Source organism: Micromonospora aridisoli (assembly GCF_056150025.1).
Genome location: NZ_JAXCFK010000005.1, coordinates 172,267 through 191,298, shown reverse-complemented (window position 1 = coordinate 191,298; position 19,032 = coordinate 172,267). Strand labels below are relative to the sequence as shown.

Sequence of the window (19,032 nt, the reverse complement as noted above, 5' to 3'; positions counted from 1 at the left end):
TCGTGGTGTGCGTACCGGCTCCGGCGGCGGTGGTCAGCGGGCGACGTACTCGCGCAGGTGGCGGGCGGTGAGGGTGGTGCCGTGCGCCACCAGGTCGGCGGGGGTGCCGGTGAACACGATCCGGCCGCCGTCGTGACCCGCGCCCGGGCCGAGGTCGATCAGCCAGTCCGCGTGGGCCATCACCGCCTGGTGGTGTTCGATGACGATGACCGTGTTGCCGGCGTCGACGAGCCGGTCCAGCAGCGCCAGCAGCTGGTCGACGTCGGCCAGGTGCAGCCCGGTGGTCGGCTCGTCCAGCACGTAGGTGCCGGCCTTCTCGGCCATGTGGATGGCCAGCTTGAGTCGCTGTCGCTCGCCACCGGAGAGCGTGGTCAGCGGCTGGCCGAGGGTGAGGTAGCTCAGCCCGACGTCGGCCATCCGGTCCAGGATGACCCGGGCCGGGCCGCTGGGGAAGAAGTCCCGGGCCTCGGCCACCGACATGGCGAGCACCTCGCTGATGTTCCTGCCCCGCAACCGGTAGGTGAGCACCTCGTCGGTGAACCTGCGGCCCTCGCACTGCTCGCAGACGGAGGCGACGCCGGCCATCATCGCCAGGTCGGTGTAGACCAGCCCGATGCCCTTGCAGGTGGGGCAGGCACCCTCGGAGTTGGCGCTGAACAGGGCAGCCTTGACCCCGTTGGCCCTGGCGAAGGCGGTACGCACCGGATCCAGCAGACCGGTGTAGGTGGCCGGATTGCTGCGTCGGGAGCCCCGGATCGGGGACTGGTCGACGACCACCACGCCGTCGCGGCGGTGCAGTGAGCCGTGCACCAGGGAACTCTTGCCGGAACCGGCCACCCCGGTGACCACGGTCAGCACCCCGAGCGGAACGTCCACACTGACGTCGCGCAGGTTGTGCAGGTCGGCGTGGCGGATCGCGAGGTGGCCGCGAGGCTCGCGGACCCGGTCGCGCAGCCGGGCCCGGTGGTCCAGGTGTCGGCCGGTGAGCGTGTCGGAGCGGCGCAGGCCGGCCACGTCGCCGGTGTAGCAGATCCGGCCGCCGGCGGTGCCGGCACCGGGACCGAGATCGACCACGTGGTCGGCCACCGCGATGGTCTCCGGCTTGTGTTCGACCACGAGCACCGTGTTTCCCTTGTCCCGTAGCCGCAGCAGCAGGTCGTTCATCCGGGCGATGTCGTGCGGGTGCAGGCCGACGGTGGGTTCGTCGAAGACGTAGGTGATGTCGGAGAGGCTGGAACCGAGGTGCCGCACCATCTTGACCCGCTGGGCCTCACCGCCGGAGAGGGTGGCCGACTCCCGGTCGAGGCTGAGGTAGCCCAGTCCGATCTCGACCAGGGAGTCGAGCAGCTCCCGCAGGTTGCCGGTCAACGGGGCGACCGACGCGTCGTCGATGCCCCGGATGAACTCGGCCAGGTCGCTGATCTGCATGGCGGCGCACTGGGCGATGTTGCGGCCGGCGATCCGGGAGGAGAGCGCGGCCGCGTTCAGCCGGGTGCCACCACAGTCGGCGCAGGTGGTGAAGGTGACCGCCCGGTCGACGAAGGCCCGGATGTGCGGCTGCATGGATTCGCGGTCCTTGGCCAGGTAGAGCCGGCGCACCTTGACGATCAGGCCCTCGTAGGTCAGGTTGGTGCCGCCCACCTTGATCTTCGTGGCGGGCTTGTGCAGGAAGTCCTCCCACTGCTGGGCGGTGAAGTCCTGGAGCTTGACGTCCGGGTCGAACAGGCCCGAGCCGACGATGGTCTGCCAGTACCAGGTGTCGACGCCGAAGTTCGGCACGGTGATCGCGCCGTCGTTGAGCGACCTCTCGACGTCGACCAGCTCGTTGACGTCGAGATCGGAGACCCGGCCCAGTCCCTCACAGGTGGGGCACATGCCCTCGGCGAGGTTGAAACTGAAGGCACCGGCCCCGCCGACGTGCGGGGTGCCGAGCCGGCTGAAGACGATCCGCAGCATCGCGTACGCGTCGGTGGCGGTGCCGACCGTGGAGCGTGAGTTGGCGCCCATCCGCTCCTGGTCGACCACGATGGCCGGGGTGAGGTTGCGCAGCGAGTCCACGTCGGGCCGGGAGAGGCTGGGCATGAACGACTGGAGGAAGGCGCTGTAGGTCTCGTTGATCAGCCGCTGGGACTCGGCGGCGATGGTGCCGAAGACCAGCGAGGACTTGCCGGAACCGGAGACACCGGTGAAGACGGTCAGCCGGCGCTTGGGGATGTCGACCGAGACGGAGTCGAGGTTGTTCTCCCTGGCGCCGCGTACCTCGATGACGTCGTGACTGTCGGCGGCGGACCGTGCTGGCTGCTGCATGCGAACCCTTCGCGAGATCGTGGACGGACTCCCGCCCGGAGAGCTGGCTTCCAATGGCCTGGCCGGATTCAATTCTCTCATTGACCTCCATGTGGAGACTTTTGCGACTTTGCGGGCGTAGGGATGTCCGGTAAGCACCACAAAGTCTCAAACAGACGTGAGAGGCTAGGCTGGGCCGGTGGTGGAGCGTCGGGGTGCCGGGCGGTTGCGGGCGGTGGATCTCGCCGCGACGGCGGGCGTCTCCGTCCAGCAGGTACGCAACTACGTCGACCTCGGCGTGCTGCCGCCGGTGCAGCGCACGCCGAGCGGCTATCGGATCTTCACCGACGCGCACGCGCGGGCCCTGGCCGTTGCCCGGGCGATGGCGGACGGGCACGGCTGGACGCGTACTCGGGAGATCATGGCGGCCGTGCACCGGGACGACCTGCCGGCGGCGCTGGCGTCGCTCGACGCCGGCCACGCCGAACTGGACCGCGAACGGGCCGAGATCCGGATGGTGCTCGGTGCGTTCGAGACCGTGGTCGGCAGCTCGCGCCCGCGTGCGGCCGCACCGCGCCGGGCCGTACGCGTCGGTGTCGTCGCCGACCTGGCCGGGGTACGCACCTCGCAGCTGCGCTCGTGGGAGGCTCGCGGCCTGCTGCGCCCGACCCGGGAGGTGGGCACCGGCTACCGGATGTACGACGAGGCCGAACTACGTGCCGCCCGGGTGGTGGCGCTGCTGCGGCGGGGCGCGTACCCGTTCGAGATCATCGCAGCGGTGCTCGGCGAGATGCGCACCACCGGCAGCCCGCAGCGGGTCCGTGCCGAACTGGCCCGTCGTGAGCAGGAGCTGCACCGTCGGAGCCTGCGTCGACTGGCCGCCTCGGCGGCACTGCACGACTACCTCCGCCACCTCGCCGGCTGACACCCGCTGCGGAGCGCCGCCGCGCAGGCTGGCACCCGCTTCGGGAACGCCACCTCCCCGGGCGATGACTCAGCGCAGCACCAGCAGGTCCAGGCAGTCGACAACCGGTCCCTCGGTGGTGCCGACCGCCGCCCGCAGCCGCGCCATGCCGGCCGCGTACTCCTCGGCCGCGATCAGCTGCAGCGGGGTGTGCGCCCGCCGGTCCATCCGGTCGGCGTACTCGGCCAGCGACCCGGCTACGGTCTGGGCGACCGGCTCCACGGTGCTCACCGGAAAACCGGCCCGGGCGAAAGCGGCACGGACGGCGGTGAGCCGGGGATAGCCGTCGAGGACCCGCAACGCCTCGGGGAACCAGCCGAACAGGGCGATCCGCTGGTGCCGCCCCGGAAACGGTGAACGGATCAGCACCGGGGCGCCGGGCCGGAGCACCCGACGCAGTTCGCGGGCCATGGCGTCGAGATCGCCGACGTGGTGGATCATCGTCGACAGCCAGGCGCCGTCGACGCTGGACGTCGCCAGCGGCAGCGCGGCGGCGTCCCCGGCGAGCAGCGGCCGGTGCGCGCAGCGGGACCGCATGGCCGGCGCCGGCTCCACGGCCACCACCCGCACGCCGTACCAGTCGGCGAACGCGTCGGCCCAGATGCCGGTACCCGCGCCGAGATCCAGCAGGGTGCAGCCGGTCCGCGGCCGCAGATGGTGCTGCACGGCCTGCCGCCACCGCTCAAGTCCCGTCCGTCCCCGCTCGCGGCCGGCGACGAAGGCTGCGGCGGCGATGTCGTCGTACGGAATCAGTGCCATCGCCACCACCTCGCAGATCGCCGCCGGGGCCCGGTCGAGCGGTAGTTGAGGTTGTAGTCGGAGGATTACCCTGGGTCAACAGAATGTGGTCTATCCCGCACCATGACGGCGGCGGCCCCGCACTGCGGTGGGCGGCGGCGTCCCAGCCACCGCCCACCCACCGGTTCTCCGCTCAGCCCGCCGTGCAGGGCCTGGCCAGGTTGACCAGTTCGGCGGGACGGTTGCCGTTGACCCGGCCGATCGCGGTGGCGATGCGGTTGATCGCGGCGACCCGCCGGTCCTCCAGCGGGCCGATGATGGCGTTACGCACGAAGTTCGGGCCACCCTGCGGGTTGGCCGCCTGCCGGGCGAGGCGGGCGTTCGCGTCCGCGATCTGGCTCTCCAGGTTGGCCAGTTCCCGCTGCACCTCCGCTGCGGCCTGGGTCGGTACCGCCGGGAGCCGATCCGCCACCGTCGGGCAGCTCACCCGCTGCGCCACCCCGGCGCCCGCGTTCCCGTTACCCGCGTTGCCCGCGTTCCCGTCACCCGCGTTCCCGTCACCCGCGTTCCCGTTACCCGCGTTCCCGTTACCCGCGTTGCCCGCGTTCCCGTTGCCCGCGTTCCCGTTGCCGGCGTTCCCGTTGCCGGCGTTCCCGTTGCCGTTGCCTGGGTTGCCGTTGACGGCGCTGGGGATGCCTGGGTTGTTGAGGCCGCAGGTGGCGAGAGCGGCGAGGTCGGGGCGTTGGCCGCCGGCGCGGTTGATGTTGATGCCGATGCGGTCGAGGGCGGCGGTGCGCTTGCTGGCCAGGGGGCCGAGGATGGCGTTCTGGATGAAGTTGGCGCCGCCCTGGGGGTTGGCGGCCTGTTGGGCGAGGCGGGCGTTGGCTTCCTCGATCTGCTTGTCGAGGTTGGCCAGTTCCTGCTCGACTCCGGCGACGGCGGCGGCCGGCACGTTGGACAGCTTGTCCCGTACCGTCGGGCAGTTCGCCGTCTGCGGAGCGGCGGCGGCGTCGTCGGCGGCGGAGGCCAGCGTAAGGCCGGCCCCCAGGAGCACCACCGCCAGCACACCGACCCCACCAAGCTTCAAGGCGGCGTGCTTCTGGTGCTTTCGCGTACGCCTGACCATGCTCTTCTCCTCATGATTGACCGCCGGACGGGCCGGTTCGGCGGGGCCCGTCGGCTGATGCGCAATGGGGTGCCCGGAAAGGTGATCGGCAGCGGCGGCCGGCCCCGCCCCGCATCCCGAGGACCTTCACGGGTGAGTCGGACCGAGCTTCGGGAGCGCTCCCGCCGCAGGTCCGGGCGTTTCATGTGTTCGGACGTGGATACGGGGGGTGCGGGTGAACGGTTCAACGTCTCCCGGCGAAGATCGCGGCGGTGGCCCGGACGAGCGCTGTGCGCGACGCCGATGATCCTGCCGTTAGTCTGCGTGTTCATGAGAGTTCGGGCTCTGGTCGCCGGCTGCGCCGTCCTCGCCTCGGTGACGATTCCCGCGACAAGCGGTGCTGCCGCGATCACCGTGCGTGCGGAAGGCTCCGCACCGGTGGTCGGGAGTCCGGCCCCTGCCGTACCGCCGGACGCGCCGGCGCGCGCCGTGTCGCCCCCGGAGGCGGTGCCCTGCCCGAAGGCGGTGGCACCGAAGGTGCGCCGGTCGCCGAAGCCGACGCCACCGCCCTCGGTACCGGAGCACCGGGTGGTCGGCGGTGACGCGCTCGCCACCCCCGGCCTGGTCGTACCCCCCGGAGTGTCGGCGCCGCCGAAGGTGACCGCCAGCTCGTGGCTGGTGGCCGATCTGGACACCGGGGAGGTGCTGGGTGGCTGCGGACCGCACGAGTACGCGACCCCGGCCAGCGTGCAGAAGCTGCTGCTGGCCGCGACCATGCTGCCGAGACTCGATCCGGCGCAGGTCGTCACGATCACCAGGGAGGATCTGGACATCGCACCGGGCAGTTCGGCGGTCGGGCTGTTGCCCGGTGGCCGGTACCGGGTGGAGACGCTCTGGCTGGGGCTGTTGCTCCAGTCCGGCAACGAGGCCGCGAACGCGCTGGCCCGACTGGGCGGCGGCGCGGACGGTGTGGCCGGCGGGGTACGCGCGATGAACGAGCAGGCCCGGCGACTCGGCGCCTGGCAGACCCACGCGGTCACCCCGTCCGGGCTGGACGCTCCCGGCCAGTTCACCAGCGCGTACGACCTGGCCCTGATCGCCCGCGTCTGCTTCGCCGATCCGGTCTTCCGTCGGTACGCGCTCACCGAACGGACCCGCATCCCGGCGCAGAAGGCGGTGCGCGGCAAGGGCTTCGAGATCCAGAACGAGAACCAGCTCGTGTACCGCTATCCCGGTGCGCTGGGCGGCAAGACCGGGTTCACCGACTACGCGCGGCACACCTACGTCGGCGCGGCCGAACGCGACGGTCGCCGGCTGGTCGTCACGCTGCTCGGTGCCGAACCTCGGCCCCAACGCGGCTGGGAACAGGGCGCCGCGCTGCTCGACTGGGGCTTCGGGCTGCCCCGGCAGGTCAGCGTCGGCCGCCTCGTGGAGCCGGGGGAGTTGGACGCCGAACCGTTGCCGGCCGCGCCCGAGCCTGCCGTGGTGTCGTCGCCGGATGCCGCTGCCTCGACCTCCGTCGACGACGGGCCGGGCGCGGGCATGTTCGTGGCACTGGCCGTCGGAGCCCTCGCGATCACCGTGGCGCTCCTCGCCCGACGCCGGTCCCGCACCACTGACCAGCCGAACAGATCTTGGCGCGAAATCGCCCCGGTGAGGGTCCTCCGGTACCAACATCCGGGCCGGGGCGGGCCGAATCGCATCGAGGAGTCGGAGCGGGCCTGACGGGAGGGATCTCCGTGCTGGTCGATTCGCCGGACTGGCCGGAATTCACCCGATAGTGTCGCTGGTTGTGAGAGCTTCCGCGCTTGCGGTCGCGGTGGCCGCCGCGCTCCTGACCACACCACTGGTGCCGGTCACCGGTGCCAACGCGGCACCGGTGCCGTGCCCACGTCCCGCGCCGCCCGCTCCCGGTCCCACGCCGTCGGCGACGCCCTCCCCGGACCCCGTGCAGCGGGCCGTGGGCGGGCCCCGGCTGGCCACGCCCGGACTGGTCGTGCCCCCGGGCGTCCCGAAGCCGCCGAAGGTGACGGCCACCTCGTGGCTGGTGGCCGATCTGGACAGCGGGGAGGTGCTGGGTGGCTGCGGGCCGCACGAGTACGCGACCCCGGCCAGCGTGCAGAAGCTGCTGCTGGCCGCGACGATGCTGCCCCGGCTGGATCCGGCCGACGTCGTCACCATCACCGCCGGCGACCTCGACATCGAGCCGGGCAGCTCCGCGGTGGGGCTGGTGGAGGGCGGCCGGTACCGGGTCGAGACGCTCTGGCTGGGGTTGCTGCTGCGCTCCGGCAACGAGGTGGCGAACGCGCTGGCTCGCCTCGGCGGCGGCGCGGACGGCATGGCCGGCGGCCTACGGGCGATGAACGAGCAGGCACGACATCTCGGCGCGTACCAGACGCACGCGGCGACCCCGTCCGGCCTGGACGGTCCGGGGCAGTTCACCAGCGCGTACGACCTCGCCCTGATCGCCCGGGCCTGCTTCGCGGACGCACGTTTCCGCCGTTACGTCGCCACCCGGGAAGCGGCCATCCCGGCCCAGCCGAGACAGCGCGCCAAGGGCTTCACCATCGACAATGACAACCAGCTGCTCTACCACTATCCCGGTGCCCTGGGCGGCAAGACCGGCTACACCGACCTGGCCCGACACACCTACGTCGGTGCCGCCGAGCGTGGGGGACGCCGGCTCGTGGTCACGCTGCTCGGCGCGGACGTGATCGACCAGCGGGGCTGGCAGCAGGGTGCCGCCCTGCTCGACTGGGGTTTCGAGCTGCCCCCGGCCGCCTCGGTCGGCGTACTGGTGAGTCCTGGCTCGGCCACCGTCTCCCCGGTGCCGGCCTCCGTACCCCCGCAGGCCCTGCCCGGGGGCGCGTCCGGGTCGGAGGCCTCCGACCCGCGTGCCTTCGCCGGCCGGCTCCGGACGGTCTCCCTGATCGGCCTTGCCGTCGGTCTGACGCTGCTCACGGTGGGCCTGGTCGGCCGCCGCAGGCGACCGCGCACCGCCGGAACGGGACGGCCGACGCGCAGCGGATGACCCCGGCAGTGGTGACGCCGGCCCGGGAGTGCGGACGGCGGGGCGATCGCGCCCGGTCCGTCCGGCCGACCGCCGGACAGAGCTGGCTGGCGGGGCTGGTGGCGGCCGTCGTGCTGGTGTCGGCCGCCGCCGGGTGCGGGCGGCAAGAACCGCAACCCCCGCCTCCCTCGCCGCCGGTGCCGACGGGTCCGGGCTTTGTCGTGCTGTCCGATGTAGATCAGCGCATCCTCACCGACATCCGGTACGCCACGACCCACAACTTCGTCGGCCGTCGCGTCGACGGCTACCAGGAACCGCTGTGTCTGCTCACCGCTCGGGCCGCCGAGGCGCTGCGCGGAGTGCAGGACGCGGCGCTCGCCGTCGGCCGCAGCCTCAAGGTGTACGACTGCTACCGCCCACAGCGGGCCTCCGACGACTTCCTGGACTGGGTCGGCCAGCCGGGGCGGGACACGATGAAGGCCGAGTTCTACCCTCGGGTGGCCAAGACGGAGCTGGTCGACCGCGGTTACCTCGGGGCACCCAGCGCGCACAGCCGGGGCAGCACCGTGGACGTCACCCTGGTCGACATGCCGGCGGCCGACCAGCCCCGCCACGTTCCCGGGCAGCCGCTGGTCGACTGCACGGCCCCGGCTGCACAACGCTTCGCGGACAACAGCGTCGACATGGGTACCGGCTTCGACTGCTTCGACCCGCTGGCGCACGTCGACTCGGACCAGGTCGGACCCACCGCCCGGGAGAACCGGCGTCAGCTACGGCAGCTGATGACCGACGGCGGCTTCGTCGGCTATGACCGGGAGTGGTGGCACTTCCGCTACCGCGACGAACCGTGGCCGGACACCTACTTCGACCTGCCGGTCGCCCGTACCTCGACCCGCTGACCGCCGCTGCTGCCTCCGACCGGGTCAGCTGAGGTACCTGCCGGAGGTGGCGGTGGACGCCAAGCCGGAAATCGTCGTCCTGGTACGGGAGGACGAGCCGATTGGGCGTTCGTGTTCCCCGACGGTGACTTCTGGCTGATCCGGGAGGATGCCCGGAGCGTCACGCGGCTCCAGCCTCTCCGTGCTGACGAGCTTCCGGAGCACCGTCTACGACTGCGACGTGGGCGGCCCGTCGAGAAGAGTGCGTGAAGGCGGGCTTCTGCCGTGGGAAGAACGGTTCGCCTCCCGCCTGATGCGGCGGGCAGGCTGTCGACGTGGGCACGGGTTTCAGCGGTGAGGTTGCGGCGTACTACGCGAGGCACCGGCGGGGTTATCCGCCCGAGGTGCTCGACGCTCTGGCTGCCGCGTACGGCCTCGGCACCGGAGACACGGTCGTCGACCTCGGCTGCGGCACCGGCCAGCTGACTCTGCCTCTCGCCGCCCGGGTGGGAGCTGTCATTGGCGTGGACCCCGAGCCGGACATGCTGGCCAGGGCCCGCCAGGCCGCCCTCAGCGCGGCGAGAGCCAATGTCACGTGGGTACTCGGCGCCGACAGCGATCTGCCCGCGCTGGGCCGGCTCCTCGGTGCACGGGCGATAGGCGCGGTGACCGTCGCTGTCGCGGTGCACTTCATGGATCGCGATGCGCTGTTCACCGTCGCCCGGCCGCTGCTGCGCCCCGGCGGCGGTGTCGCCGTGGTCACCAACGGCGCACCGTTGTGGTCGCAGGACGTCGAGTGGTCCGAGGCGCTGCGCGATTGTCTGGAACGGCTGGGCGGGCATCCCGTCACGGCCACCTGCCAAACCGATGAGGCAGGTCGCCGACGCAACCAGGAAGCCCTCGTCCGGGCCGGCTACCGGTACGCCGAGTCGCTGGTGCAGTACGACGCACGGCTCACCGTCGACGACATGGTTGGTGGCGTCTTCTCCGCCATGTCGGCCGACCGGTTGCCCTCGGCCGCGGGCCGGGCCGCGTTCACCGCCGCGCTCCGTGACGCCCTCGGCGGGCGGGACGAAGTCACCGAGCGTGTTCGTGTCTGGTTGCAGTTCGGCACCACCGACTGAACGCGATCACGCTCGCCGGCCTGTCCAGCAGTGACGGGGCGGCGATCGGGACCACTGCGCGGGGCGGTGAGGTGTGGGCGGCGGTGATGTTGGCGGTGACGTGGGTCACGTTAGCGTCGCCGTACGCCGACACCACCGCCGGCGCTCACCGAACCTCAGGGAGCGTCATGATCAGACCTGTCTCGCGGGCGCTGGCCGCCGCCGTCGCGGCGCTGCTGCTCGCACCGGTGGCGCCCGCCCACGCCGCTGCCACCCCGCACACCAGGACCCCCGTGTCCGGAGGCCTGTCCACCTACCGCATCTCCGGTGTGTACGTCGCCGGCGTCTCGTCCGGCGCCTACCTGGCGGGGCAGCTCCAGGTGGCCTACTCGCAGCGGATCAGGGGAGCGGCGCTGTTCGCCGCCGGCCCCTACTACTGCGCCCAGAACAACGTCGCGCAGGCGCTGTACGGGTGCGGCGACAACATCTATCCGACGAACCTGAGCGCACTTCAGGCGTACACCCGCACCTGGGCGGGGTACGGCTGGGTCGACCCGGTCGGCGGACTGTCCGGCGACCCGGTCTACGTCTTCCACGGTGGAGCCGACGGCACCGTCAAGCGGTCGGTCAGCGACGACCTGGTCCGCTACCAGCAGCACTTCGGCGCCAGTGTCCAGTACGACAGCGGCTCCGGCGCCGGGCACGGCTGGGTGACGCCGTACGGGACGGTGGGCTGCTCGGCCACGGCCGCACCGTACCTCAACGACTGCGGCACCGACCCCCAGAACAGCTTCCTGCGCAAGCTGTTCGGGTCGGTCCAGCCGCCCAACACCGGACCGCTCGGCGGCACGCTGGTGCGGTTCAACCAGAACACCTTCGCTCCGGGCGGCTGGGCCAACGGGCTGAGCATGGACACCAACGGTTTCGCCTACGTCCCGTCGTCGTGTGCGTCGGGGGTGACCTGCCGGCTGCTGGTGGCGTTGCACGGTTGCCTACAGGGGCACAGCCGGGTCGGCACCGCCTTCGTGGACCGGGCCAACCTCAACCAGTACGCCGACACCAACTCGATGATCGTGCTGTACCCCCAGGCCATCGCCGTCGCGAGCAACCCGAACGGCTGCTGGGACTGGTGGGGCCACCTCGGTGCCACCAACTACCCGATCAAGGGCGGTGCCCAGGTCGAGACGGTGATGAATATGGTGCGCCGACTGGGCGGCTGATGGCCACCAGCGCCGCCCCGTAGGCTGTCGCCCATGTTTGCCGTACGTCATTGCGCCGACGACGCACGGTGGGTGGCCTCGCCGGCCCCGGTGTCCGCACCGGGGCCGATCGCACGATGAGTGGCATGACCGTGCCGGCTCCGCGCGGCGGACCGGTTCGCACCTCCCGCAGTGCCGCGCTGTTCGGGTTCTGTGCCCGGCTCGCCGCCTCCCGCGCCTTCGAGATCGCCATCGTCGGGGTCATCCTCGCCAACGGGGTGGTGCTCGGGCTGGAGACCTACCCGGATCTCGGCCCGGCGGGCACCGCGCTGCGGGCGCTGGAGTGGGCGTTCCGGACGGTCTTCGTCGCCGAGATCACCATCAGGATCCTGGCGTACGGTCGTCGGCCGCAGGACTTCTTCCGGCACGGCTGGAACGTCTTCGACTTCCTGGTGATCGCCGCGATCTTCGTGCCCGGCCTGCACGGCGACTCGGCACTGCTGCGGGTGGTGCGGGTGCTGCGGATCGTCCGGTTGGTACGGTTCTCGCCCGGCCTGCGGATGATCGTCTCCGCGTTGTGGCGTAGCCTGCCCGGGATCGGCGGCTTCTTCGCGCTGGCCGTCGTGACGCTCTACGTCTACGGCATGGCCGGTTGGCTGATCTTCGGTGAGGCCTACCCGGAGGAGTACGGCGACATCGGCCGGTCCCTGCTGACGCTGTTCGTGCTGCTGTCGCTGGAGACGCTGCCGGAGCTCATCGAGCAGGGGATGGAGTTCTCGCCCTGGACGGTGCTGTACTACGGCAGCTTCGTAGTGATCACCGTCAACCTGTTGCTCAACATTCTCGTCGCGGTCTTCGTCAACTCGATGGAGGAGGCGCGTCGGCTGGAGATGACCGAGGGACTGGCTCCCGGGTACGACGAGGACGGCGACGGTGTGCCGGACGAGGTGGACCGGATCGCGATCAGTCAACGCCTCGACGACCTGCGTACCCTCATCGTCGAACTCGAACGGGAACTGCGCATCGACCGCGACGACGGACGACTGCGACGAGTCGGTAAGGACTGACCGCAGCACCGGAGCAGCGTCCGCGTTTGATCAGAATCACGACGGATGCGGATAACGGGCGTCACCGGATAGGGTCGTTACACCGTCTGATGATCTCTGGGGAGGCTGTGTGCTGGCACTGGTGGCGGTCCATGCGCTGACAGCCGTGATCGCCCCGGGGTTGGTGCGGCTCTGGGGGCGCAACGCCCTCTACCTGGTGGCGCTGGCACCTGGAGCCACGTTGATCTGGGCGCTCACCCAGACCGCCGGGGTACGCGGCGGTGAGCCGGTGGTCGAGACGGTGCCGTGGGTGCCGCAGCTCGGGCTGGAAATCGCCCTGCGAATGGGCACGCTGTCCTGGCTGATGGTGGTCCTGGTCGGTGGGGTCGGCGCGCTGGTGCTGGCCTATAGCGCGCGTTACTTCCGCACCGGTGACGCCGGGCTCGGCCGGTTCGCCGCGGTCTTCGTCGCCTTCGCCGGTGCGATGCTCGGTCTGGTGGTCGCCGACGACCTGCTGCTGCTGTACGTCTTCTGGGAACTGACCACCGTCTTCTCGTACCTGCTGATCGGCAGCGACCCGGCGAAGCGGGCCAGCCGGCGGGCCGCCATGCAAGCCCTGCTGGTGACCACGCTGGGCGGCCTGGCCATGCTCGCCGGGTTCGTCATGCTCGGCCAGCACGCCGGCAGCTACCGCTGGTCCGAGATCGCCGGCGACCTGCCCGGCGGCGGCTACCTCGTCGCCGCCGCGATGCTGATCCTGCTCGGCGCGCTGAGCAAGTCGGCGATCTTCCCATTCAGCTTCTGGCTGCCGGGGGCGATGGCCGCACCGACGCCGGTCAGCGCGTACCTGCACGCCGCGGCCATGGTGAAAGCCGGTGTGTTCCTGGTCGCCCTGATGGGACCGGCGGTCGCCGAGGTCACCGCCTGGCGTCCGGTGCTGCTGTCCGCCGGCCTGATCACCATGTTCCTCGGTGGGTGGGCGGCGCTGCGCCAGGTCGATCTCAAACTCCTGCTTGCCTACGGCACGGTCAGCCAGCTCGGCCTGCTGATGGTGATCCTCGGTGCCGGTACCCGGGACACCGCGCTCGCCGGGGTGGCGATGGTGCTGGCGCACGCCCTGTTCAAGGCCACCCTCTTCCTCACCGTCGGCGTCATCGACCATGCCGCCGGCACCCGTGACCTGCGCGAGCTCAGCGGGTTGGGCCGGCGTGCGCCGGCGCTGGCCGTGGTGGCCGGGCTCGCGGCGGCCTCGATGGCCGGTCTGCCGCCGATGGCCGGCTTCGTCGCGAAAGAGGCCGCCGTCGAGGCGTTGCTGCACGGCGGCGGGCTCGACCTGGTGGTGCTGGCCGGCGTGATCCTCGGCTCGGTGCTCACCGTCGCGTACACGCTGCGGTTTCTCTGGGGCGCCTTCGCCAGCAAGCCGGGGATCGCACCCACCGAGGCCGCACCCGTCTCCTGGCCCTTCCTCGCCCCGGCGGCGACGCTGGCCCTCGCGGGCGCCGCGACCGGGCTGCTCGCCCCGGCGGTGGACCGCCTGCTCGCCCCGTACGCGGACCTGTACCCGAGTGCCGAGCCGGGCTACCACCTGGCGCTCTGGCACGGGCTCACCCCGGCGTTGGGCCTGTCGGTGCTCGCGGTGGCCGGCGGTGCCGGGCTGTTCCACCTGCTGCGGCGCGAGCGGCTACGTGCCACGCTGCGGCTGCCCTTCGACAGCGCGACCGTCTACACGCGGGTCATCGCGGGACTCGACCGGCTGGCGGTGGAGCTGACCGGTGCCACCCAGCGGGGTTCGCTGCCGTTCTACCTCGGCGTCATCCTGGTGGTGCTGGTGCTGCTGCCCGGTGGGGCGCTGCTGCTCGGCTCGCCCTGGCAGCAGCGGTTCCACGTCTGGGACACCCCGTTGCAGGCCGTCGCCGCCGCCGTGGTGATCGTGGCGGCGGTGATGGCGGCCCGCGCCCTGCGCCGGCTCACCGCGATGATCCTGGTCGGCGTGGCCGGCTACGGCACCGCGCTGCTGTTCGTCCTGCACGGCGCTCCCGACCTGGCGCTGACCCAGTTCCTGGTGGAGACCGTCACCATCGTCATGTTCGTGCTGGTGCTGCGCCGCCTGCCGGTCAAGTTCTCGGAGCGTCCGATCCGGTCCAGCCGACGCGGTCGCGTCGCGATCGGGGTCGCCGTCGGCGCGGTCACCGCAGGCATGGCGTACGTCGCGACGGGCGCCCGTCAGGCCGTGCCGGTCTCCGTCGGGTTCCCCGACGAGGCCGTGTCGTACGGCGGCGGCAAGAACATCGTCAACGTGGCGCTGGTCGACATCCGGGCCTGGGACACGATGGGCGAGATCGCGGTGCTGGTGGTGGCCGCCACCGGCGTGGCCAGCCTGATCTTCCGCCACGCGGGTGACCTGCATCGGCGCGCCGACATTCCCGGTGGTGGCCGGTCGGAGTCCGCCCGGCCGCGCTGGTTGACCACCGGCGCCACCGCTCGCGCCCAGTCGGTGATCCTCCAGGTGGTGACCCGGCTGCTGTTCCACGCCATCGTGCTCTTCTCCATCTACCTGCTGTTCAGCGGCCACAACGCACCCGGTGGTGGTTTCGCCGCCGGTCTGGTCGCCGGTCTCGCGCTGGCCGTGCGGTACCTGGCCGGTGGCCGTACGGAACTCAACGGCGCGGCGCCCGTCGACGCCGGTGTGGTGCTCGGTGCCGGGCTCTTCGTCGCGGTCGGCACCGGCGTGGCGGCGATGCTGCTCGGCGGCGAGTTCCTGCAGAGTGCGCTGCTCGACTTCCACCTGCCGGTGCTGGGCCACATCCACTTCGTCACGTCGGTCTTCTTCGACGTCGGTGTCTACCTGATCGTCGTCGGCCTGGTGCTGGACATCCTGCGCAGTCTCGGCGCGGAGATGGACCGCCAGAGCGAGACCGAGGACGCCGAGATCCGGGAAAAGGAGCTGGTGTGACGCCCAACCTGACGTACGTGATCGTGGTCGGCGTGCTCGTCGCGGCCGGCGTCACACTGCTGCTGGAACGCAGTCTCACCCGGGTGCTGATGGGGGTCATCCTGCTCGGCAACGGGGCGAACCTGCTGCTGCTCACCGGCGGACGGGCCGGCGGACCGCCGATCGTCGGCACCAGCCCGCCGGAGGAGATGAGCGACCCGCTGCCGCAGGCGATGATCCTCACCGCCATCGTCATCACCCTCGGCATGACGGCGTTCCTGCTCGCCCTGGCGTACCGCAGCTGGCACCTCAACGGGCACGACGAGGTGCAGGACGACGTCGAGGACCGCCGGATCATGGATCTCGCGATCCGCGACGAGGGGCCGGGGACCTCCGACATCGACGGCGGCACCGGTGACGACGACGAGTCGACCGAGGCGGCGCGACCGGCGGGCGCGGTCGAAGCGGGGCGGGCCGGATGACGTACCTCGTTCCGTTGCCGGTGGTGATGCCACTGCTCGGCGCGGCCCTGACCCTGCTGCTCCTCGGCCGCCCACACGCCCAGCGGTGGGTGAGCCTCACCGTGCTCACCGCCACCGTGGCGGTGGCGGCGACGCTGCTGGTCCAGTCCAGCCTGCACGGTCCGCTGGTGGTGGAGGTCGGCGGTTGGGTCGCCCCGCTGGGCATCGTGCTGGTCGCCGACCAGTTGGCCGCGCTGATGCTGGTGGTCTCCGCCGCGGTGACGCTCTGCGTGCTGGTCTACTCCATCGGACAGGGTATGGCCGACGGCAACGAGGAGACGCCGCTGTCGGTCTACCACCCGACCTACCTGGTGCTGACCGCCGGCGTGTGCAACGCGTTCCTCTCCGGTGACCTGTTCAACCTCTACGTCGGCTTCGAGATCCTGCTGGTCGCCAGCTACGTCCTGCTGACCCTGGGCAGCACCGAGACCCGGATCCGCGCCGGCACCACCTACGTCGTGGTGAGCCTGCTCTCCTCGGTGATCTTCCTGATCGCGATCGGTCTGGTCTACGCCTCGACCGGCACGCTCAACCTCGCCCAACTGGTCGACCGGTTGGACGCCCTGCCGGACGACCTGCGCCTGGTGTTGCAGGGCATGCTGCTGCTGGCCTTCGGGATCAAGGCGGCGGTGTTCCCGCTGTCGGCCTGGCTGCCCGACAGTTACCCCACGGCACCGGCTCCGGTCACCGCGGTCTTCGCGGGGCTGCTCACCAAGGTCGGCGTGTACGCGATCATCCGTACCGAGACGTTGCTGTTCCCGGGCGGACGCACGGCGACCCTGCTGCTGGTGACGGCGGTGTTGACCATGGTGGTCGGGATCCTCGGTGCGGTGGCCCAGTCGGACATCAAGCGGTTGTTGTCGTTCACGCTGATCAGTCACATCGGCTACATGCTCTTCGGGGTGGGGCTCACCTCGTCGCTCGGCCTGTCCGCGGCGATCTTCTACGTGGTGCACCACATCACCATCCAGACCACCCTCTTCCTCGCCGCCGGCCTGGTCGAACGCCGAGGCGGCAGCACCGCCCTGGATCGGCTCGGTGGGCTGGCGCGGCTGTCACCCCTGCTCGCCGTGCTGTTCTTCGTTCCCGCGCTGAACCTCGCCGGCATTCCACCGTTCTCCGGCTTCCTCGGCAAGCTCGGCCTGATCCAGGCCGGCGTCGACGACGGCGGCGTGCTGGCCTGGATCCTGGTGGCTGGTGGGCTGCTCACCAGCCTGCTCACCCTCTACGCGATCGCCCGGGTGTGGAACCTCGCCTTCTGGCGGACACCGCACGCGGACATGCCGGCCGGTGACGACGTCGAGCGGGCGACCCGAACCGAGGGCGCGGTGGAACCGCACCGGGGCGGCGTCGGGCAGTCGGGAGCGGTGCTGCCCCGGCTGATGATCGCGCCGACGCTCGCGCTGGTGGTGTTCGGGTTGGCCCTCACCGTGGTCGCCGGCCCGCTGTTCGACATCAGCACCGACGCCGCCGACGACCTGCTGCGCCGGACGCCCTACGTCGACGCCGTGTTCCCGGGAGGTGCGCCGTGAGGCCCGACCCGATGACCCCGGCGGATCCGACCGACGCCCCACGCCCGCCGCTGACCCGCGCCGCCCGGCGGCGTAACCGGGCCATCGCGGTGACCGCGTTGGTGGCGGTCTGGGTGCTGCTCTGGGGCACCCTGTCCTGGGCCAACATCATCAGTGGCCTGGTGGTGGCCACCGTCCTGCTGGCCGTCTTCCCACTGCCGCCGGTGACCTTCGCCGGCCGCATCCACCCACTGCCGATGCTGCGCTTCTGGCTGCATTTCCTGCGTGACATCGTGGTGGCCTCCGCGCAGGTCGCCTGGCTCGCGCTGCGGGTCGGCCACACTCCGCAGAGCGCGATCATCGCGGTGCCACTGCGGGTCAACACCGACCTCAACCTCACCCTGACCGCCGAGGCGCTGTCCCTCGTGCCGGGCAGCCTGATCCTGGAGGCCGACCGCCGGACCGGCACGCTCTACGTCCACGTGCTCAACGTGACGAGCCGGGAAGAGGTCGAACGCTTCCGGCGGGGCGTGTACGAACTGGAGGCCCGCATCATCGGGGCCATCGGCTCGCCCGACGAGCTGCGCCGGATCCGGGACGACGCCCACCCCTCGCCGCCCGACCTGGAAGGGGCACCGGCATGACCGTCGTGGCCGTGACCGTCACCGCGCTGCTCGCCGTGGCCGGCGGGCTCGCCCTCACCCGGATCATCCGGGGCCCGTCGATCCTCGACCGGGCCGTGGCCACCGACGTGCTGCTGGCCGTCATCGTGGCCGCGATCGCCACGGAGGCCGCCTACACCCGCGACGCCACCGCGCTGCCGGTGCTGGTGGTTCTCGCCGTGCTCGGGTTCGTCGGCTCGGTCAGCGTCGCCCGCTTCGCCGCCCGGCGAAACGACACGCCCACGACGCCCGGGACGCCCACGACGAGCGGGGACCGCAGGTGAGCCTCGACGCGGTGTACGACGTCGCAGCAAGCGTCTTCCTGATCGCCGGGGCGTTGCTCAGCCTGGCCGCCGGGGTGGCGCTGGTGCGCTTTCCCGACCTGCTCACCCGGATGCACGCCGCGGCGAAACCGCAGGTGCTCGGGCTGCTGCTGGTGCTGATCGGTTGCGCGTTGCGGCTGCGTACCGGGGTGGACATCACCACGCTGGTGCTGGTGGGTGCCTTCTCGCTCGCCACCGCCCCGGTGGCCGCGCACATGGTCGGGCGGGCCGGGTACCCGCACGACGACATCCGCACCGACCTGCTGGTCACCGACGAACTCGCCCCCCACCTCGACCGCATCGCCGGTGACCGGGAGGACGCGGCGGGGCGCTGACCCGGCTCCTCGTCGCGGCGGACCGGCCCGGCGACGGGTCGCCGGCCGATATCCGTTGCGGGCCCGGCTGGTGATCCATAGTCTTCCCGGCATCAGGTCGATCACGACGAGAGCCGGGAAGGAGTAGCCGTGCGACAACGCAACCGCAGCCGGGCCGGTCAGCCGCTGCCGTGTCACACCGTCGTGCCCGCCGGCAGACCGCCCCTCCCACCGGGCCCGACCAACCCGTCCGGGCAGTACTGACACCGCCGCCAGCCGGCACATCCGCGCGAGGCCCGCCCGTACCGACCGGTGGTCACCTCGCGCTCCTCCACCATCCCTCCCGCGCACGGTCGTCGATCATGCAGTTCTGGCACCTCTGAAACGGGGTACAACTCGCATATCAACGACCACAAGTGCATGATCGGCGGGTTCAACGA

16 protein-coding genes are annotated in these 19,032 nt (G+C 71.4%); 13 read left to right on the top strand and 3 right to left on the bottom strand.

From position 1 onward, the window contains the following. Window positions 1–33: 33 nt before the first annotated feature. Window positions 34–2,307: an ATP-binding cassette domain-containing protein gene (locus tag SM447_RS12900; protein WP_474572992.1), complete on the bottom strand. Its 2,274-nt coding sequence runs from the start codon at window positions 2,305–2,307 to the stop codon at window positions 34–36. 178 nt (window positions 2,308–2,485) lie between these two features. On the opposite strand from SM447_RS12900, the gene SM447_RS12895 reads away from it, so the two are divergent. After that, window positions 2,486–3,211 carry a MerR family transcriptional regulator gene (locus tag SM447_RS12895; RefSeq protein WP_474572991.1) on the top strand — a complete coding sequence of 242 codons (726 nt, stop codon included), beginning with the start codon at window positions 2,486–2,488 and terminating at the stop codon, window positions 3,209–3,211. A gap of 69 nt (window positions 3,212–3,280) precedes the next feature. Here the strand turns inward: SM447_RS12895 and SM447_RS12890 are convergent, their stop codons facing one another. Continuing rightward, window positions 3,281–4,009, bottom strand: a complete 729-nt coding sequence (locus SM447_RS12890; RefSeq protein ID WP_474572990.1) for a class I SAM-dependent methyltransferase — start codon at window positions 4,007–4,009, stop codon at window positions 3,281–3,283. Window positions 4,010–4,181: 172 nt separating this feature from the next. Then, window positions 4,182–5,114 carry a hypothetical protein gene (locus SM447_RS12885; RefSeq protein WP_474572989.1) on the bottom strand — a complete coding sequence of 311 codons (933 nt, stop codon included), beginning with the start codon at window positions 5,112–5,114 and terminating at the stop codon, window positions 4,182–4,184. 309 nt (window positions 5,115–5,423) lie between these two features. Here SM447_RS12885 and SM447_RS12880 point away from each other — a divergent pair, with 309 nt between their 5' ends. From SM447_RS12880 to mnhG, 12 genes are all read left to right on the top strand, one after another. After that, a complete protein-coding gene (locus SM447_RS12880; RefSeq protein ID WP_474572988.1) occupies window positions 5,424–6,818 on the top strand; it encodes a D-alanyl-D-alanine carboxypeptidase family protein in 1,395 nt (464 codons plus the stop codon). 67 nt (window positions 6,819–6,885) lie between these two features. Further along, window positions 6,886–8,124 (top strand): D-alanyl-D-alanine carboxypeptidase family protein, encoded by a 1,239-nt coding sequence (locus tag SM447_RS12875; RefSeq protein WP_474572987.1) that lies wholly within the window; start codon window positions 6,886–6,888, stop codon window positions 8,122–8,124. Between the two features lie 200 nt (window positions 8,125–8,324). Then, on the top strand, window positions 8,325–9,002 hold the full coding sequence (locus SM447_RS12870) for a M15 family metallopeptidase (protein ID WP_474572986.1): 678 nt from the start codon (window positions 8,325–8,327) through the stop codon (window positions 9,000–9,002). 314 nt (window positions 9,003–9,316) lie between these two features. Beyond that, entirely contained in the window at window positions 9,317–10,105 is a 789-nt protein-coding gene (locus SM447_RS12865; RefSeq protein ID WP_474572985.1) for a class I SAM-dependent methyltransferase, read from the top strand. Window positions 10,106–10,272: 167 nt separating this feature from the next. After that, a complete protein-coding gene (locus tag SM447_RS12860; protein ID WP_474572984.1) occupies window positions 10,273–11,304 on the top strand; it encodes an extracellular catalytic domain type 2 short-chain-length polyhydroxyalkanoate depolymerase in 1,032 nt (343 codons plus the stop codon). Between the two features lie 125 nt (window positions 11,305–11,429). Beyond that, window positions 11,430–12,350, top strand: a complete 921-nt coding sequence (locus SM447_RS12855; RefSeq protein WP_474572983.1) for an ion transporter — start codon at window positions 11,430–11,432, stop codon at window positions 12,348–12,350. 109 nt (window positions 12,351–12,459) lie between these two features. Beyond that, window positions 12,460–15,282, top strand: coding sequence for a Na+/H+ antiporter subunit A (locus SM447_RS12850; protein ID WP_474572982.1), 2,823 nt, complete (start codon window positions 12,460–12,462; stop codon window positions 15,280–15,282). Further along, window positions 15,279–15,743: a Na(+)/H(+) antiporter subunit C gene (locus tag SM447_RS12845; protein ID WP_474572981.1), complete on the top strand. Its 465-nt coding sequence runs from the start codon at window positions 15,279–15,281 to the stop codon at window positions 15,741–15,743. The genes SM447_RS12850 and SM447_RS12845 overlap by 4 nt, the downstream gene beginning before the upstream one ends. Next, a complete protein-coding gene (locus SM447_RS12840; RefSeq protein WP_474572980.1) occupies window positions 15,740–17,314 on the top strand; it encodes a Na+/H+ antiporter subunit D in 1,575 nt (524 codons plus the stop codon). The genes SM447_RS12845 and SM447_RS12840 overlap by 4 nt, the downstream gene beginning before the upstream one ends. After that, the gene (locus tag SM447_RS12835) at window positions 17,311–17,937 is read left to right on the top strand and encodes a Na+/H+ antiporter subunit E (RefSeq protein WP_474572979.1); all 627 of its coding nucleotides are present in this window, start codon (window positions 17,311–17,313) and stop codon (window positions 17,935–17,937) included. Before SM447_RS12840 ends, SM447_RS12835 begins: the two co-directional genes overlap by 4 nt. Next, on the top strand, window positions 17,934–18,239 hold the full coding sequence (locus SM447_RS12830) for an MrpF/PhaF family protein (RefSeq protein WP_474572978.1): 306 nt from the start codon (window positions 17,934–17,936) through the stop codon (window positions 18,237–18,239). Before SM447_RS12835 ends, SM447_RS12830 begins: the two co-directional genes overlap by 4 nt. Then, entirely contained in the window at window positions 18,236–18,613 is a 378-nt protein-coding gene (mnhG, locus tag SM447_RS12825; RefSeq protein ID WP_474572977.1) for a monovalent cation/H(+) antiporter subunit G, read from the top strand. Before SM447_RS12830 ends, mnhG begins: the two co-directional genes overlap by 4 nt. Window positions 18,614–19,032: the final 419 nt, after the last annotated feature.

Coding starts and splice junctions, on each gene's coding strand:
- SM447_RS12885 (WP_474572989.1), bottom strand. CDS start 5,114: ATGGTCAGGCGTACGCGAAAGCACCAGAAGCACGCCGCCTTGAAGCTT.
- SM447_RS12890 (WP_474572990.1), bottom strand. CDS start 4,009: ATGGCACTGATTCCGTACGACGACATCGCCGCCGCAGCCTTCGTCGCC.
- SM447_RS12830 (WP_474572978.1), top strand. CDS start 17,934: ATGACCGTCGTGGCCGTGACCGTCACCGCGCTGCTCGCCGTGGCCGGC.
- SM447_RS12855 (WP_474572983.1), top strand. CDS start 11,430: ATGACCGTGCCGGCTCCGCGCGGCGGACCGGTTCGCACCTCCCGCAGT.
- SM447_RS12860 (WP_474572984.1), top strand. CDS start 10,273: ATGATCAGACCTGTCTCGCGGGCGCTGGCCGCCGCCGTCGCGGCGCTG.
- SM447_RS12900 (WP_474572992.1), bottom strand. CDS start 2,307: ATGCAGCAGCCAGCACGGTCCGCCGCCGACAGTCACGACGTCATCGAG.
- SM447_RS12880 (WP_474572988.1), top strand. CDS start 5,424: ATGAGAGTTCGGGCTCTGGTCGCCGGCTGCGCCGTCCTCGCCTCGGTG.
- SM447_RS12840 (WP_474572980.1), top strand. CDS start 15,740: ATGACGTACCTCGTTCCGTTGCCGGTGGTGATGCCACTGCTCGGCGCG.